The sequence below is a fragment of the Pseudomonas pisciculturae genome, from assembly GCF_015461805.1.
Taxonomy (GTDB): Bacteria; Pseudomonadota; Gammaproteobacteria; order Pseudomonadales; family Pseudomonadaceae; genus Aquipseudomonas; species Aquipseudomonas pisciculturae.
This window is the reverse complement of the sequence record NZ_JACVZE010000001.1, coordinates 1097877-1112410: the sequence shown is the minus strand read 5'-3', so window position 1 is coordinate 1112410 and position 14534 is coordinate 1097877. Positions and strand designations below refer to the sequence as shown.

Annotated in this window: 13 protein-coding genes; 7 read left to right on the top strand and 6 right to left on the bottom strand. The window is 59.0% G+C overall.

The features are described from left to right. The first annotated feature begins 278 nt into the window (after positions 1–278). Positions 279–1568 (top strand): citrate synthase, encoded by a 1290-nt coding sequence (gene gltA / locus ICY20_RS05085; RefSeq protein WP_099586745.1) that lies wholly within the window; start codon positions 279–281, stop codon positions 1566–1568. 242 nt (positions 1569–1810) lie between these two features. Here gltA and ICY20_RS05080 read toward each other — a convergent pair whose 3' ends face one another. The 3 genes from ICY20_RS05080 to ICY20_RS05070 all read right to left on the bottom strand — a co-directional run bounded on the left by ICY20_RS05080 (position 1811) and on the right by ICY20_RS05070 (position 4886). Beyond that, positions 1811–3469 (bottom strand): cation acetate symporter, encoded by a 1659-nt coding sequence (locus ICY20_RS05080; RefSeq protein ID WP_159958269.1) that lies wholly within the window; start codon positions 3467–3469, stop codon positions 1811–1813. After that, positions 3466–3777 carry a DUF485 domain-containing protein gene (locus ICY20_RS05075; RefSeq protein WP_003190001.1) on the bottom strand — a complete coding sequence of 104 codons (312 nt, stop codon included), beginning with the start codon at positions 3775–3777 and terminating at the stop codon, positions 3466–3468. The genes ICY20_RS05080 and ICY20_RS05075 overlap by 4 nt, the downstream gene beginning before the upstream one ends. A gap of 257 nt (positions 3778–4034) precedes the next feature. Beyond that, the gene (locus tag ICY20_RS05070) at positions 4035–4886 is read right to left on the bottom strand and encodes a glycine betaine ABC transporter substrate-binding protein (RefSeq protein WP_159958267.1); all 852 of its coding nucleotides are present in this window, start codon (positions 4884–4886) and stop codon (positions 4035–4037) included. Positions 4887–5218: 332 nt separating this feature from the next. Between ICY20_RS05070 and ICY20_RS05065 the strand changes: the two genes are divergently transcribed. Further along, positions 5219–6772 (top strand): glycoside hydrolase family 17 protein, encoded by a 1554-nt coding sequence (locus tag ICY20_RS05065; RefSeq protein ID WP_159958265.1) that lies wholly within the window; start codon positions 5219–5221, stop codon positions 6770–6772. Positions 6773–6870: 98 nt separating this feature from the next. Here the strand turns inward: ICY20_RS05065 and ICY20_RS05060 are convergent, their stop codons facing one another. Continuing rightward, positions 6871–7239, bottom strand: a complete 369-nt coding sequence (locus ICY20_RS05060) for a hypothetical protein (protein WP_159958263.1) — start codon at positions 7237–7239, stop codon at positions 6871–6873. A gap of 237 nt (positions 7240–7476) precedes the next feature. Here ICY20_RS05060 and ICY20_RS05055 point away from each other — a divergent pair, with 237 nt between their 5' ends. Next, on the top strand, positions 7477–8775 hold the full coding sequence (locus tag ICY20_RS05055; RefSeq protein ID WP_159958261.1) for a serine/threonine protein kinase: 1299 nt from the start codon (positions 7477–7479) through the stop codon (positions 8773–8775). Continuing rightward, a complete protein-coding gene (locus tag ICY20_RS05050) occupies positions 8768–9556 on the top strand; it encodes an MlaA family lipoprotein (protein WP_159958259.1) in 789 nt (262 codons plus the stop codon). The genes ICY20_RS05055 and ICY20_RS05050 overlap by 8 nt, the downstream gene beginning before the upstream one ends. A gap of 56 nt (positions 9557–9612) precedes the next feature. Here ICY20_RS05050 and ICY20_RS05045 read toward each other — a convergent pair whose 3' ends face one another. Continuing rightward, complete coding sequence (locus ICY20_RS05045; protein WP_194937046.1) at positions 9613–10527, bottom strand: DUF808 domain-containing protein; 915 nt, start codon at positions 10525–10527, stop codon at positions 9613–9615. A gap of 133 nt (positions 10528–10660) precedes the next feature. On the opposite strand from ICY20_RS05045, the gene ICY20_RS05040 reads away from it, so the two are divergent. Both ICY20_RS05040 and ICY20_RS05035 read left to right on the top strand, forming a co-directional pair. After that, positions 10661–11266, top strand: coding sequence for a TetR/AcrR family transcriptional regulator (locus ICY20_RS05040; RefSeq protein ID WP_135287885.1), 606 nt, complete (start codon positions 10661–10663; stop codon positions 11264–11266). A 204-nt stretch (positions 11267–11470) separates the two neighbouring features. Beyond that, positions 11471–11929, top strand: coding sequence for an REP-associated tyrosine transposase (locus ICY20_RS05035; protein WP_159958253.1), 459 nt, complete (start codon positions 11471–11473; stop codon positions 11927–11929). Positions 11930–12056: 127 nt separating this feature from the next. On the opposite strand, the gene ICY20_RS05030 is transcribed toward ICY20_RS05035, so the two are convergent. Then, a complete protein-coding gene (locus ICY20_RS05030; protein WP_194937045.1) occupies positions 12057–12497 on the bottom strand; it encodes a GlcG/HbpS family heme-binding protein in 441 nt (146 codons plus the stop codon). A gap of 256 nt (positions 12498–12753) precedes the next feature. Between ICY20_RS05030 and gcl the strand changes: the two genes are divergently transcribed. Next, on the top strand, positions 12754–14529 hold the full coding sequence (gene gcl, locus ICY20_RS05025; RefSeq protein WP_194937044.1) for a glyoxylate carboligase: 1776 nt from the start codon (positions 12754–12756) through the stop codon (positions 14527–14529). The last annotated feature ends 5 nt before the right edge of the window (positions 14530–14534 follow it).

Sequence of the window (14534 nt, the reverse complement as noted above, 5' to 3'; positions counted from 1 at the left end):
GCGACCCCCAATGAAAGCAAGCCCAAAAGCCCTTGGCGGTCGGTGGCCGAGTATAGACAGTTAGGTTACTAATGACAACGCGCCCGCCTCACCCTAATAGCGGATTGCGCTGGCGGGATAAAAGGCGTAAATGGCAGTCAATTTCGAGGAAAAAGTACGGTTAAAGCCTTCTGGCGCAAGACTTTAGGCAAATTGACATCTGGATTTATATCAATATAGTGGTGCGGGCCCTGCGTGGGGGGTCTGTCTGATGATTTGAAGCATAAATAGGAGGCCACATGGCTGACAAAAAAGCGCAGTTGATCATCGAGGGCGCAGCCCCCGTCGAGCTGCCCATTTTAACCGGCACCGTTGGTCCCGATGTTATCGACGTACGGGGCCTGACGGCCACGGGCCGTTTCACTTTCGACCCAGGCTTCATGTCGACCGCCTCTTGCGAGTCGAAGATCACCTATATCGATGGCGACAATGGCATTCTGCTGCATCGGGGCTACCCGATCGAGCAACTGGCTGAAAAGTCGGACTACCTGGAAACCTGCTACCTGCTGCTAAATGGCGAACTGCCAACAGCCGAGCAAAAAGCCCAGTTCGTCAGCACCGTTAAGAACCACACCATGGTTCACGAGCAGTTGAAGACCTTCTTCAACGGCTTCCGTCGCGACGCCCACCCGATGGCTGTCATGTGCGGTGTAGTCGGCGCCCTGTCGGCCTTCTATCACGACTCCCTCGACATCAATAACCCGCAGCATCGCGAAATCTCCGCGATCCGCCTGGTTGCCAAGATGCCGACCCTGGCCGCGATGGTTTACAAGTACTCCATGGGCCAACCCATGATGTACCCGCGCAACGACCTGACGTACGCGGAAAACTTCCTGCACATGATGTTCAACACCCCGTGCGAGATCAAACCGATCAGCCCGGTACTGGCCGCCGCGATGGACAAGATCTTCATCCTCCACGCCGACCACGAACAGAACGCCTCGACTTCTACCGTACGTCTGGCCGGCTCTTCGGGTGCCAACCCGTTCGCCTGTATCGCCGCCGGTATCGCTGCACTGTGGGGCCCTGCCCACGGCGGTGCGAACGAAGCCGTATTGACCATGCTCGATGAAATCGGCGATGTCTCCAACATCGACAAGTTCATCGCCAAGGCCAAGGACAAGAACGATCCGTTCAAGTTGATGGGCTTCGGTCACCGGGTCTACAAGAACCGCGACCCGCGCGCCACCGTGATGAAGAAGACCTGCGACGAAGTGTTGAAGGAACTGGGCATCAAGAACGATCCGCAACTCGAACTGGCCATGCGCCTGGAAGAGATCGCCCTGACCGATCCGTACTTCATCGAACGCTCGCTGTACCCGAACGTCGACTTCTACTCGGGGATCATCCTCAAGGCGATCGGCATTCCAACCAGCATGTTCACCGTGATCTTCGCCCTGGCGCGGACCGTGGGCTGGATCTCCCACTGGAAAGAAATGCTCTCCAGCCCGTACAAGATTGGCCGCCCGCGCCAGCTGTACACCGGCTACGAGTCGCGTGACATCTCCAAGCTGGAAGATCGCAAGTAAGCGTTACGCTTAGCTGCAATTGAAAACGGCCTCCCTTAGCGGAGGCCGTTTTTGTTTGTTTCGCCAGCACCATCGCCATCGCAGGCAAGCCAGCTCCCACATTTGAATGCATTCCAAGGGATGTACCCGGTCGAATGTGGGAGCTGGCTTGCCTGCGATGAGGCCCGGACAGCCACCCCATAACCCCAGGCAAAAAAATACCCCGGCCTTTCGACCGGGGCATTTCTTACCCAACCACAACCTTAGTGATTAACCGCCCCGCTCGCCCCCAAGCCAGTCTGCGAACGCACAAACTGCGGGAAGTACAGCGCACGCTCTTTCTCTGCCGCCGCCGACTTGTCGGTGATGGAGAAGAACCAGATGCCGACGAACGCAATGATCATCGAGAACAGCGCCGGGTATTCGTAAGGGAAGATAGCTTTCTCATGGTGCAGGATCGACACCCAAATGGTCGGGCCGAGCACCATCAGGCCCACGGCACTGATCAAGCCCAGCCAGCCGCCAATCATGGCGCCACGGGTGGTGAGGTTTTTCCAGTACATGGAAAGCAGCAACACCGGGAAGTTACAACTGGCCGCAATGGAGAACGCCAGGCCAACCATGAACGCGATGTTCTGGCTTTCGAACAGGATCCCCAGGCCGATAGCCAGTACGCCCAAGGCGATAGTGGTGATCTTCGAGACGCGAATCTCATCCTTATCGTTGGCTTTGCCTTTCTTGATCACGCTGGCATACAGGTCATGGGACACCGCCGAAGCACCCGCCAGGGTCAAGCCGGCAACCACCGCGAGGATGGTGGCGAACGCCACAGCCGAGATGAAGCCCAGGAAGATACTGCCGCCCACCGCGTTGGCCAGGTGCACCGCCGCCATGTTGTTACCGCCAAGCAAGGCGCCTGCAGCATCTTTGAACGCCGGGTTGGTACTGACCAGCAGGATCGCGCCGAAGCCGATGATAAAGGTCAGAATGTAGAAGTAACCGATGAAACCCGTGGCGTAGAACACGCTTTTGCGCGCTTCTTTAGCATCGCTGACGGTGAAGAAGCGCATCAGGATATGTGGCAGGCCAGCGGTACCGAACATCAGCGCAAGCCCGAGGGAGAATGCCGAAATCGGGTCTTTCACCAAGCCGCCGGGGCTCATGATCGCCTCGCCTTTAGGGTGAACCTTGATCGCCTCGGCGAACAGTGCGTTGAAGTCGAAGTTGACGTGCTTCATTACCATCAACGCCATGAACGACGCACCGGACAGCAGCAGCACCGCCTTGATGATCTGCACCCACGTGGTCGCCAGCATGCCGCCGAACAGCACATACAGGCACATCAGGATACCCACCAGAATCACCGCAACGTGGTAGTCCAGGCCGAACAGCAGCTGAATCAGCTTGCCTGCGCCTACCATCTGCGCGATCAGGTAGAACGCCACCACCACCAGGGAACCACAGGCCGACAGGCTGCGGATCTGGGTTTGCCCGAGGCGGTAGGACGCCACGTCGGCAAAGGTGTACTTGCCCAGGTTACGCAGGCGCTCGGCGATCAGGAACAGAATGATCGGCCAGCCCACCAGGAAGCCGATCGAGTAGATCAGGCCGTCATAACCGGAGGTATACACCAGCGCGGAAATCCCCAAAAAGGACGCCGCCGACATGTAATCGCCCGCAATCGCCAGGCCGTTTTGGAAACCGGTGATCTTGCCGCCAGCGGCATAGTAGTCGGCCGCCGACTTGTTGCGCTTGGACGCCCAATAGGTGATGCACAGGGTGGCACCGACAAACGCGACAAACATCACGATGGCCGATACGTTCAGGGGCTGCTTGTGCACTTCACCGGTCAATGCGTCCGCAGCCCAAAGGGCCGGAGCAAAGAACGAAGCGCCGAGTAGTGCCAGTAGACGACCGATCATTGCGCAGCCTCCTTGAGAATCGCATTGTTCAGGTCGTCAAATTCGCCGTTGGCCCGACGCACATAGATGCCGGTCAGGATGAAGGCGGACACAATCAATCCGACGCCCAGGGGAATGCCCCAGGTAATCGAGGAACCGGGGCTGATCTTGGCCCCCAGCACTTGTGGCCCGTAGGCGATCAACAGGATGAAAGCGGAGTAAAGCCCTAGCATGATTGCCGAGAGAATCCAGGCGAATCGTTCCCTTTTTCTCACCAGCTCCTTGAAGCGCGGGCTGTTTTGAATCGAGAGGTAAATGCTGTCGTTCATTGTTTTTATCCTCGCAGCACAGCTTTTTTATTATTTTGGAACGTATCCACTGTATTCGGCTGCGGGACAGGTTCCAGACGACCTTAGTCTTAGATCGAGTGTAGCGAGGGTTTTTGGGGATGCAGGAGGATTTACAGAGGGTGAAATCAATGTGGGAGGGGGCTTGCCCCCGATGGCGGAGTGTCAGTCATTGATATTTCAACTGACACTCCCTCATCGGGGGCAAGCCCCCTCCCACATGGGTTACAGCTACAGTCTTACTTAGCAGTCCACTCAGCTACACGCTCAGGGTGCTTGGCTACCCAATCCTTGGCCGCCGCATCAGGCTTGGCGCCCTCTTGGATCGCCAGCATGACTTCGCCGATCTCATCCTTGGAAGCCCACTGGAATTTCTTCAGGAAGGCCGCAACTTCCGGCGCTTTCTTTTCCAGGCCTTTGCTGCCGATGCTGTTAACGGTTTCAGCAGCACCATAAATGCCTTTTGGATCTTCCAGGAATCGCAGTTTCCACTTGGCGAACATCCAGTGTGGCACCCAACCGGTGACGGCAATGGATTCCTGCTTGTCTTCGGCACGGGTCAGTTCGGCGATCATCGCCGCGCCCGAACTGGCTTGCAGCTTGTAGTCCAGACCGTAAGCCTTGATGGCTTCGTCGGTCTTGAGCATCACGCCTGAACCTGCGTCGATGCCGACGATTTTATTCTTGAAGGTGGTGTCGGTCTTGAGGTCTTCGATGGACTTGGCTTTCACGTACTCCGGCACGATCAGGCCGATTTTCGCGTCCTTGAAGTTGGGGCCGTAGTCGACCACCTTGTCTTTGTTCTTGGTCCAGTATTCACCGTGAGTCACAGGCAGCCAGGCCGAGAGCATGGCATCGAGTTTGCCGGTGGCCACGCCTTGCCACATGATCCCGGTGGCTACCGCTTGCAGCTTGACGTCATAACCGAGCTTTTGTTTGATCACCTCTGCCGCCACGTGGGTGGTGGCCACGCTGTCAGACCAGCCATCTACATAGCCGATGCTCAGGGTTTTGCTGTCGGCGCTGGCCAGTGTGGAGCTCATCGCAACTACCAGAGTGGCAGCTGCGCCCAAGAGTCGTCGCATCTTCATCGTACTTCCCCGAAAGTGCTGCGCCCGACGGATGCCGAGCGACGTCAACCTGTTGTTATATGGTGCACCGCGCCCCCTTCACGCGCATCGATCCTATTGCACTGACATCAGTGGAGTGCTGATGCCTTGATCATCAACCTGACGCAGCCTTCGACCTGCTCTGTCAGCGACCTCATACAAGCCGTAAACGACATCACAACGCCAGTAGGATGACTTGTAGGACTTGACGTCAAAATCCCGCCCGAACTTTGCATGTCTAAATTATGCAGCCCAACTGGGACGGGTGAATTACGGGTAAGATGCGCGCCTTTGCTCCCCCAGATAAGCCGACCATGCCTGCGACTGCCCGCTTCCCTGCCCTGCCCTATTTCTTCGCCTTGCTCCTTGGCCTACTGGCTATGGTCGGTTACTGGTATGGCCTCGGCCGGCCGGTGGTATTGCCGGACGTGGCCAGCGCCAGCCACAAGATGCAGTGCGCGTCCTATACGCCATTCGATAAAGACCAATCCCCATTCGACCAGCCGTTCAAGCTACGACCTGAGCGTATGGATGCAGACCTCGCGTTGCTGGCCACTCGCTTTGAGTGCATTCGCACCTACTCCATGACCGGCCTGGAAGCCTTGCCGGACATGGCGCGCAAACACGGCCTGACAGTCATGGCCGGCGCCTGGGTCAGCAGCGACCCGGTGGCGACCGAGAAAGAAGTCGCTCAACTGATCGCCTCGGCCAACGCCCACCCAGACGTGATCACTTCGGTCATCGTCGGCAACGAGGCGCTGCTGCGCAAAGAAGTCACCGCCAAACAACTGGTGACGCTGATCCATACCGTCAAAAGCCAGATCAAGCAGCCGGTGACCTACGCAGACGTGTGGGAATTCTGGCTGCAACACCCCGAAATCGCCCCGGCGGTGGACTTCCTCACTATCCACCTGCTGCCGTACTGGGAAGACGACCCCTCCAGCATCGACCAGGCCCTCAAGCACGTGGGTGATGTACGCCAGACCTTCGGCAACAAGTTCGCCCCCAAAGACATCCTGATCGGTGAAACCGGCTGGCCCAGCGAAGGTCGCCAGCGTGAAACCGCCGTGCCAAGCCGCGTCAACGAAGCCAAGTTCATGCGCGGTTTCGTGGCCATGGCCGAGGCCAATGGCTGGCACTACAACTTGATCGAAGCCTTTGACCAGCCGTGGAAGCGCGCCAGCGAAGGTGCGGTGGGCGGTTACTGGGGCTTGTTCGATGCAGACCGCCAAGACAAGGGCATCCTCGCCGGGCCGGTGACCAACGTACCGTATTGGCCGCTGTGGCTGGGGGTCGGCGGGATTATCCTGCTGACCACCTTGGTGTTGGGCGGTCGCGTACGTAGCACGCGCGCTGCCATTGCCCTTCCACTGCTGGGTGCCGTAGCAGCCTGCTCCATTGGCGCCTGGGCCGAGCTGACCCGTGTCACTGCGCGTTTTAACGATGAATGGGTATGGGCAGGGTTGTTGCTCGCACTGAACCTGCTGGTACTGGCCCATGCTGCACTGGCCTTGAGCACTCGCGAAAACTGGCGCGGCCGTGCATTCAACTGGCTGGAACAGCGGGCTGGCTGGCTGGTGGCGATTGCGGGGTTTGCAGGGGCGGTGATGATGCTGATGCTGGTGTTTGACCCGCGCTATCGCAGCTTCCCAAGTGCGGCGCTGGTGTTGCCGGCCTTGGTATACCTGTTACGCCCGGTGACCGGGCCGCGTCGGGAGCTTGCGCTACTGGCCTTTATCATCGGGGCCGGGATTGCGCCGCAGTTGTACCGTGAGGGCCTGTTGAATCAGCAGGCTTGGGGTTGGGCGGTGGTTAGCGTGTTGATGGTTGGAGCCTTGTGGCGTTGCTTGCGGGTGCGCAAGGCTTAACACCGCTATCGCAGGCAAGCCAGCTCCCACCTTTGACCGAGTACATCCCTTGAAATGCGGTCAAGTGTGGGAGCTGGCTTGCCTGCGAAGAGGCCCTATCAGGCAACCCCAGCCTTCCTGACCAACCGCAACCCCGCAATCACCACCGCAAACACCGCAAACGTGGTGTTGTACAACGCCAGCGCCGGCAACCCAAACACCATCCCCAGCACCGCCAACCCCCACCCCGCACGACCCGGCACGACAAACGCCAGCACCGCGCTGATCAGCGCCGCCCAGCCCAGCACCTTGAAGTGAATCATCAAGCCCAGGTTCGAACGCAGCTGGCATTCCCAGCGGCTGGCTTCGTCGGCGCAAACCCCCACCCAACTGCCATCTTCCATAAAGCCATAGCGCGCCCCATAACTGGCGGCCAGCCACAGCGGCAGGGCAATAAGCAGCAAAATCAGCGGCAAACGACGGGACATGGGGGCACTCCAATAGGCAAAAACGGCGCTCAGCTTAATGCCCCGGCGGCCGTTAGCAAGGCGCATACACACAATTAGTGTTCATCAACGCGTGGCAAAGTGTATCGTCTGGCTACTATTACCCCGATTCCGACGTTATTTTCCGACATTTCGTGCCGTGTGATGGCACTTCGGCGACAGCGCGGTGGTCATAGCCTGCGAACTTCATTAAGCACGTTTCCTCCTAGGGATTAAGTCATGCTCCGTTCCTTGCGCTGTGCTGCCTTACTGGGCAGCCTTTTTCTGAGTGCGTCAGCACTGGCCGTCGATATTGACCAAGCCAGCTATGGCTACCCTTTGACCAACCCGTTTGAAGCGACCATCGCCACCACGCCGCCCGACCTTCGGCCCAAGCTGCCAAGCGACGACGAGATCAACCAGTCCGACTACACCCTGAATATGCGCCCCGAGCGTGAGTTCAGCCTGCCGGACAACTTCTGGGCGGTAAAAAAGCTCACCTACCGCATCGCCAAGCAAGATCGCGCCGCGCCGCTGATCTTCCTGATCGCAGGCACCGGTGCGCGGTTTGACAGCAGCATCAACGAATACCTGAAAAAGCTGTATTACCAGGCCGGCTACCACGTGGTTCAGTTGTCCTCGCCCACCAGCTTCGACTTCATCAGTGCAGCCTCGCGCTTCGCCACCCCGGGGATCACCCAGGAAGACGCCGAAGACATGTACCGCGTGATGCAAGCGGTGCGTGCGCAAAACGCTTCGTTGCCAGTGACAGACTTCTATCTCACCGGCTACAGCCTCGGCGGCCTGGACGCGGCTTTCGTGGCCAAACTGGACGAGACCCGCCGCAGCTTCAACTTCAAGAAAGTCTTGCTTCTCAACCCGCCGGTCAACCTCTACACCTCGATCACCAACCTCGACAAGCTGGTACAGACCGAGGTCAAGGGCATCAACAACTCCACCACCTTCTATGAGCTGGTGTTGAACAAGCTGACCCGCTACTTCCAGCAAAAGGGCTACATCGACCTCAACGACGCCCTGCTCTACGACTTCCAGCAATCCAAGCAGCACCTGACCAACGAACAGATGGCCATGCTGATTGGCACCTCGTTCCGCTTCTCGGCGGCCGACATCGCCTTTACCTCGGACCTGATCAATCGCCGCGGCCTGATCATCCCGCCCAAGCACCCGATCACCGAAGGCACCAGCCTCACGCCGTTCCTCAAGCGTGCGCTGCAATGCGACTTCGATTGCTACCTCACCGAACAAGTGATCCCGATGTGGCGCGCGCGCTCCGACGGCGGCAGCCTGTTGCAACTGGTTGACCAGGTGAGCTTGTACGCCCTCAAGGACTACCTGCACACCAGCCCGAAAATCGCGGTCATGCATAACGCCGACGACGTGATCCTCGGCCCTGGCGACCTGGGTTTCCTGCGTGAAACCTTCGGCGATCGCTTGACCGTCTACCCACTGGGCGGCCACTGCGGCAACCTCAATTACCGCGTCAACGCCGACGCCATGCTGGAGTTCTTCCGTGGCTAAATATCTTCTGCTGCTTGCCGCAATGATGTGCGCAGGCGTAGCCAATGCCGACAACAGCAAGGCTCACGAACCTACCGTGGTGGGCGCCGACGGCTTCAAGCAACCGCTGACCAAGCTCAAGTTCAACCCGGGCCTGGACCAGCGCGAGTTCGAGCGTTCGACGCTCACCGCGCTCAACGTGTATGACCCGCTTGAGGCCTGGAACCGTCGCGTCTACCACTTCAACTACCGCTTCGACCAATGGGTGTTCCTGCCCGTCGTCAACGGTTACACCTACGTTACGCCAAGTTTCCTACGTACCGGCGTGAGCAACTTTTTCAACAACCTGGGCGACGTGCCCAACCTGTTGAACAGCCTGCTGCAACTCAAAGGCCACCGCTCCCTGGAAACCACCGGCCGCCTGCTGCTCAATACCACCATCGGCGTTGCTGGCCTTTGGGACCCGGCCACCGCCATGGGCCTGCCGCGCCAAAGTGAAGACTTCGGCCAAACCCTGGGTTTCTATGGCGTACCTGGCGGCGCGTACCTGGTGCTGCCAGTGTTCGGCCCGTCCAACCTGCGCGACACCACCGGGCTGATCGTCGACTACACCGCCGAGACACAGATCAACTTCCTCAACGTGGCTGAAGTCAGCTCCAACCACCCGGAAATCTGGGCACTGCGTGCCGTCGACAGGCGTTACCAGACCAGCTTCCGTTACGGCCAGATGAACTCGCCGTTTGAGTATGAGAAGGTGCGCTACATCTATACGGAATCGCGTAAGTTGCAGATTGCCGAGTAATCAAGCGGCACAAAAAAAGGCCATTCGATTGAATGGCCTTTTTTTCACCCTCGATTTCAGTTTTTAACGGCTTTCCAGGCTTTGCCGAACACGCTGACCAGCGCCAGTACGACGGCTCCCGCGACAATCCCCGCCACCCCATTGAGCAGCACCGGCACCAACCACGCCAGGCCGCCCGCGCCTTGGCTGACGGTCTCGATCCAGTGATGCACCACTGGCACGCCATGGGTCAGGATGCCGCCGCCGACCAGGAACATTGCCGCCGTGCCGATCACCGACAGACTCTTCATCATATAAGGCGCCGCACGCAAAATCGCGCCGCCGATACTACGCGCTGCCTGGCCGGGTTTCTGGGTGAGCCACAGGCCCAGGTCGTCCAGCTTGACGATGCCCGCCACCAGCCCGTAGACGCCCACCGTCATGACGATGGCGATGCCCGAGAGCACGATCACCTGCTGCATCAGCGGCGCGTCGGCCACGGTGCCGAGAGTGATGGCGATGATTTCGGCGGAGAGGATGAAGTCGGTGCGGATCGCGCCTTTGATCTTGTCTTTTTCGAAAGCCACCAGGTCAGTGGCAGGGTCGGCCACCGCTTCCACCAACTGAGCATGTTCCGCCTGGTCCTCGACTTTGCTGTGGAGGAATTTATGCGCGAGTTTCTCAAAGCCCTCGAAACACAGGTATGCGCCGCCGATCATCAACAATGGCGTCACTGCCCACGGCGCGAATGCGCTGATCAACAGCGCGGTGGGCACCAGGATCAATTTGTTAATAAATGAGCCTTTGGCAACCGCCCACACCACCGGAATTTCGCGCTCGGCACGCACACCGGACACCTGCTGGGCATTGAGCGCGAGGTCGTCGCCCAGCGCGCCGGCGGTCTTCTTCGCGGCCATTTTTGTCATCAGGGCAACGTCATCGAGTACCGCGGCGATATCGTCGATCAATACCAACAAGCTGCTACCTGCCATGAATCGGTCTTCCGTAAAAGGGGATTAGGCGAGCATAGCGCGGCGCAGAGCATTGCGGGCGCATTGTTGAGGCTCGCGGATAGCCGGTGCTACCATGCGCAACCGCCAGTCTTGGCAAGGAACTCCCAGGTTTATGAGCAGCATTCGCGAGCGCAACAAAGAAAAGATCCTGCGGGCGGCGAGCGAGGAGTTTGCCGACAAGGGCTTCGCCGCGACCAAAACCAGCGACATTGCCGCCAAGGCCGGGCTGCCCAAGCCCAACGTGTATTACTACTTCAAGTCCAAGGACAACCTCTACCGAGAGGTGCTCGAAAGCATTATCGAGCCGATCCTGGCCGCGTCTACGCCGTTCAACCCCGACGGCGAGCCCAAAGAAGTGCTCAGCAACTATATCCGCTCAAAAATCCGTATCTCCCGCGATTTGCCCTTTGCCTCCAAGGTGTTTGCGAGCGAAATCATGCACGGCGCGCCGCACCTCAGTGCTGAGCAGGTCGAACAGTTGAACGCCCAGGCCAAGCACAACATTGCGTGCATCCAAAATTGGGTGGATCGCGGCCTCATTGCGGCCATTGACCCCAACCACCTGATGTTCAGCATCTGGGCGGCGACGCAGACCTATGCGGATTTTGACTGGCAGATCTCGGCGGTGACAGGGAAAGCCAAGTTGGATGAGGCGGATTATGAGGCGGCGGCGTTGACGATTATTCGGTTGGTATTGAAGGGGTGTGAGCCGGACTGATGCACCGTGGTGAGGCCATCGCAGGCAAGCCAGCTCCCACACTGTTCCGCGTCGCACACAAACTGTAAAACACCGCAAATCCCCTGTGGGAGCGGGCTTGCCCGCGATAGCGCCCGACCAGACACATCCTGCCAAAAGCCTGCCAATCAGCATCACCCACCGAGATCTAGCCTCTCAGAACCCCCACTGAAGAGCGGCCATGGAATGCCTGATCTAGCCACATCACACCGCCTGCGCATCGGGCGGTTCAGCGAACCCAACCGCATCTACCTGATCACTACCAACACCCACGAACGTGTACCGATATTCAGCAACTTTCATCTGGGCCGCTTGGTGGTTTGGCAATTCAGACTCGCGCAGTATCAACGATTGGCGAACTCACTGGCGTGGGTAGTAATGCCCGATCACTTCCACTGGTTGGTGGAGCTTAAAAAGGGCTCACTGGGTGATTTGATGTGCCAGGTAAAATCCAAAAGCACTCGAACCGTGAACGGCGCAACGGGCCGTAAAGGTCGCCTCTGGCAAACCAGCTTTCATGATCGGGCACTGCGCAAAGAAGATGACTTGGTGAAAATGGCTCGGTATGTGGTGGCCAATCCTCTGCGGGCGGGGTTGGTGGAGCGCATTGGCGACTATCCGCTGTGGGATGCAATCTGGGTTTAGAGCAGAGACCGAGTTGCCCCTTTCGCGAGCAAGCCCGCTCCCACACTCGACCGAGTTTCGACTTTGGAATGCGGTCAGAATGTGGGAGCGGGCTTGCTCGCGAAGAGGCCCTCCCAGTCACATCAAATCAAGCCGCCACCCCCGCATCCGCCAACAACCCCACCCCCTCAATCGCCGTTATCGCACACTGCTCATCAATATCCGACGTATCCCCGCTGATCCCAATCGCTCCCAGCACCATCCCATCCTGATCCCGAATCAACACCCCACCCGGCGCCGGCACCACACTGCCCTGCCCCAAGCTGTTCAACGCCGCGATAAATGCTGGCCGTTGCTGCGCGTCCAGCGCCAGCAGGCGTGAGCCCTTGCCCAGGGCGATTGCGCCCCAGGCCTTGCCGATGGCGATTTGCGGGCGCAGCAGGCTGGCGCCGTCTTCGCGTTGCAAGGTGACCAGGTGGCCGCCGCTGTCGAGCACGGCGATGGTCAACGGTGCCGCCGAAATGGCGCGCCCTGCGATAAGGGCCTGGCTGGCCAGTTGGGTAGCAATTTTCAAGGTTAAAGCGCTCATGGTGCCGTCCTTCTTTTGTTATTGGGAAAGCGGTGGAGGTCTGTTTGATCAGATGCTCGATCAAACAAATAGAACACAATGACATTTGTTTTTGTATACAATATTTTCGCACAAAGCCCCCATACGTCGAAAAAATGCCTTCCGACGAACGCAATGGCTCACCCATAAAATGGATTGACCTACGTAGCTCGCCGTGAATACACTTTGACCAGACACCACTTGTATACAATTACAAAACGCAAGAGGCACCAAAACCATGAGCAAAATGAGAGCAATCGAAGCCGCCGTTCTGGTAATGCGCCGTGAAGGCGTGGACACCGCCTTCGGTATCCCAGGCGCTGCGATCAACCCGCTGTACTCGGCCTTGCAGAAGGTGGGTGGCATCGATCACGTCCTTGCTCGCCACGTTGAAGGCGCCTCCCACATGGCCGAGGGTTACACCCGCACCAAGGCCGGCAATATCGGCGTGTGCATCGGCACTTCGGGCCCGGCGGGCACCGACATGGTCACCGGCCTGTACAGCGCCTCGGCCGACTCGATCCCGATCCTGTGCATCACCGGCCAAGCGCCCCGTGCACGGATGCACAAGGAAGATTTCCAGGCCGTTGATATCACCAGCATCGTCAAGCCGGTGACCAAGTGGGCGACCACCGTTCTGGAACCCGGCCAGGTGCCGTATGCCTTCCAGAAAGCCTTCTATGAAATGCGCTCCGGCCGCCCCGGCCCGGTGCTGATCGACCTGCCGTTCGATGTGCAGATGGCCGAGATCGAATTCGATATCGATGCCTATCAGCCATTGCCGCTGGCCAAGCCACTGGCCACCCGTATCCAGGTTGAAAAGGCCCTGGCCCTGCTGGATCAGGCTGAACGCCCACTGCTGGTGAGCGGCGGCGGCGTGATCAACGCCGACGCCAGCGAGCTACTGGTGGAGTTCGCCGAGCTGACCGGCATCCCGGTGATCCCGACCCTGATGGGCTGGGGCACCATCCCCGACGATCACCCACTGATGGTGGGCATGGTCGGCCTGCAAACCTCCCATCGGTATGGCAACGCGACGATGCTCAAGTCGGACGTGGTGCTGGGCATCGGCAACCGCTGGGCCAACCGCCACACCGGTTCGGTCGAGGTGTACACCGAAGGCCGCAAATTCATTCACGTCGACATCGAGCCGACGCAGATCGGCCGCGTGTTCACCCCGGACCTGGGCATCGTCTCCGACGCCGGTTCCGCCCTGACGATGTTCATCGAAGTGGCCCGCGAGTGGAAAGCCGCCGGCAAGCTCAAGGACCGCAGCGCCTGGTTGAACGACTGCCAGCAGCGCAAAGCCACCCTGCACCGCAAGACCCACTTCGACAACGTGCCGGTCAAGCCGCAACGCGTCTACGAAGAGATGAACCAGGTGTTCGGCAAAGACACCTGCTACGTCAGCACCATCGGCCTGTCGCAGATTGCCGGCGCGCAGTTCCTGCACGTGTACAAGCCACGTCATTGGATCAACTGCGGCCAGGCCGGCCCACTGGGTTGGACCATCCCCGCCGCCCTCGGTGTGGTCAAGGCTGACCCAACCCGCAAAGTGGTGGCGCTGTCGGGCGACTATGACTTCCAGTTCATGATCGAAGAGCTGGCCGTGGGCGCGCAATTCAAGCTGCCGTACATCCACGTGGTGGTGAACAACTCTTACCTGGGCCTGATCCGCCAGGCGCAACGCGGGTTTGAGATGGACTACTGCGTGCAGCTGTCTTTCGACAACCTCAACGCGCCGGAATTGAACGGCTATGGCGTCGACCACGTTGCCGTCGCCGAAGGCTTGGGTTGCAAAGCCCTGCGGGTGTTCGAGCCGGGCCAGATCCAGCCGGCATTGCGCAAGGCACAAGAGATGATCGAAGAGTTCAAGGTGCCAGTGATCGTCGAAATCATCCTGGAGCGCGTGACCAATATTTCCATGGGCACCGAGATCAACGCCGTCAACGAATTCGAAGATTTGGCACTGGTGGGCAACGACGCGCCGACTGCCATTTCCCTGCTCGATTAAGGAGA

What these genes read in the sequence shown, in the direction of transcription:
- gltA (WP_099586745.1), top strand. Translation starts at nt 279, where the DNA reads ATGGCTGACAAAAAAGCGCAGTTGATCATCGAGGGCGCAGCCCCCGTC.
- ICY20_RS05080 (WP_159958269.1), bottom strand. Translation starts at nt 3,469, where the DNA reads ATGATCGGTCGTCTACTGGCACTACTCGGCGCTTCGTTCTTTGCTCCG.
- ICY20_RS05075 (WP_003190001.1), bottom strand. Translation starts at nt 3,777, where the DNA reads ATGAACGACAGCATTTACCTCTCGATTCAAAACAGCCCGCGCTTCAAG.
- ICY20_RS05070 (WP_159958267.1), bottom strand. Translation starts at nt 4,886, where the DNA reads ATGAAGATGCGACGACTCTTGGGCGCAGCTGCCACTCTGGTAGTTGCG.
- ICY20_RS05065 (WP_159958265.1), top strand. Translation starts at nt 5,219, where the DNA reads ATGCCTGCGACTGCCCGCTTCCCTGCCCTGCCCTATTTCTTCGCCTTG.
- ICY20_RS05060 (WP_159958263.1), bottom strand. Translation starts at nt 7,239, where the DNA reads ATGTCCCGTCGTTTGCCGCTGATTTTGCTGCTTATTGCCCTGCCGCTG.
- ICY20_RS05055 (WP_159958261.1), top strand. Translation starts at nt 7,477, where the DNA reads ATGCTCCGTTCCTTGCGCTGTGCTGCCTTACTGGGCAGCCTTTTTCTG.
- ICY20_RS05045 (WP_194937046.1), bottom strand. Translation starts at nt 10,527, where the DNA reads ATGGCAGGTAGCAGCTTGTTGGTATTGATCGACGATATCGCCGCGGTA.
- ICY20_RS05040 (WP_135287885.1), top strand. Translation starts at nt 10,661, where the DNA reads ATGAGCAGCATTCGCGAGCGCAACAAAGAAAAGATCCTGCGGGCGGCG.
- ICY20_RS05035 (WP_159958253.1), top strand. Translation starts at nt 11,471, where the DNA reads ATGCCTGATCTAGCCACATCACACCGCCTGCGCATCGGGCGGTTCAGC.
- ICY20_RS05030 (WP_194937045.1), bottom strand. Translation starts at nt 12,497, where the DNA reads ATGAGCGCTTTAACCTTGAAAATTGCTACCCAACTGGCCAGCCAGGCC.
- gcl (WP_194937044.1), top strand. Translation starts at nt 12,754, where the DNA reads ATGAGCAAAATGAGAGCAATCGAAGCCGCCGTTCTGGTAATGCGCCGT.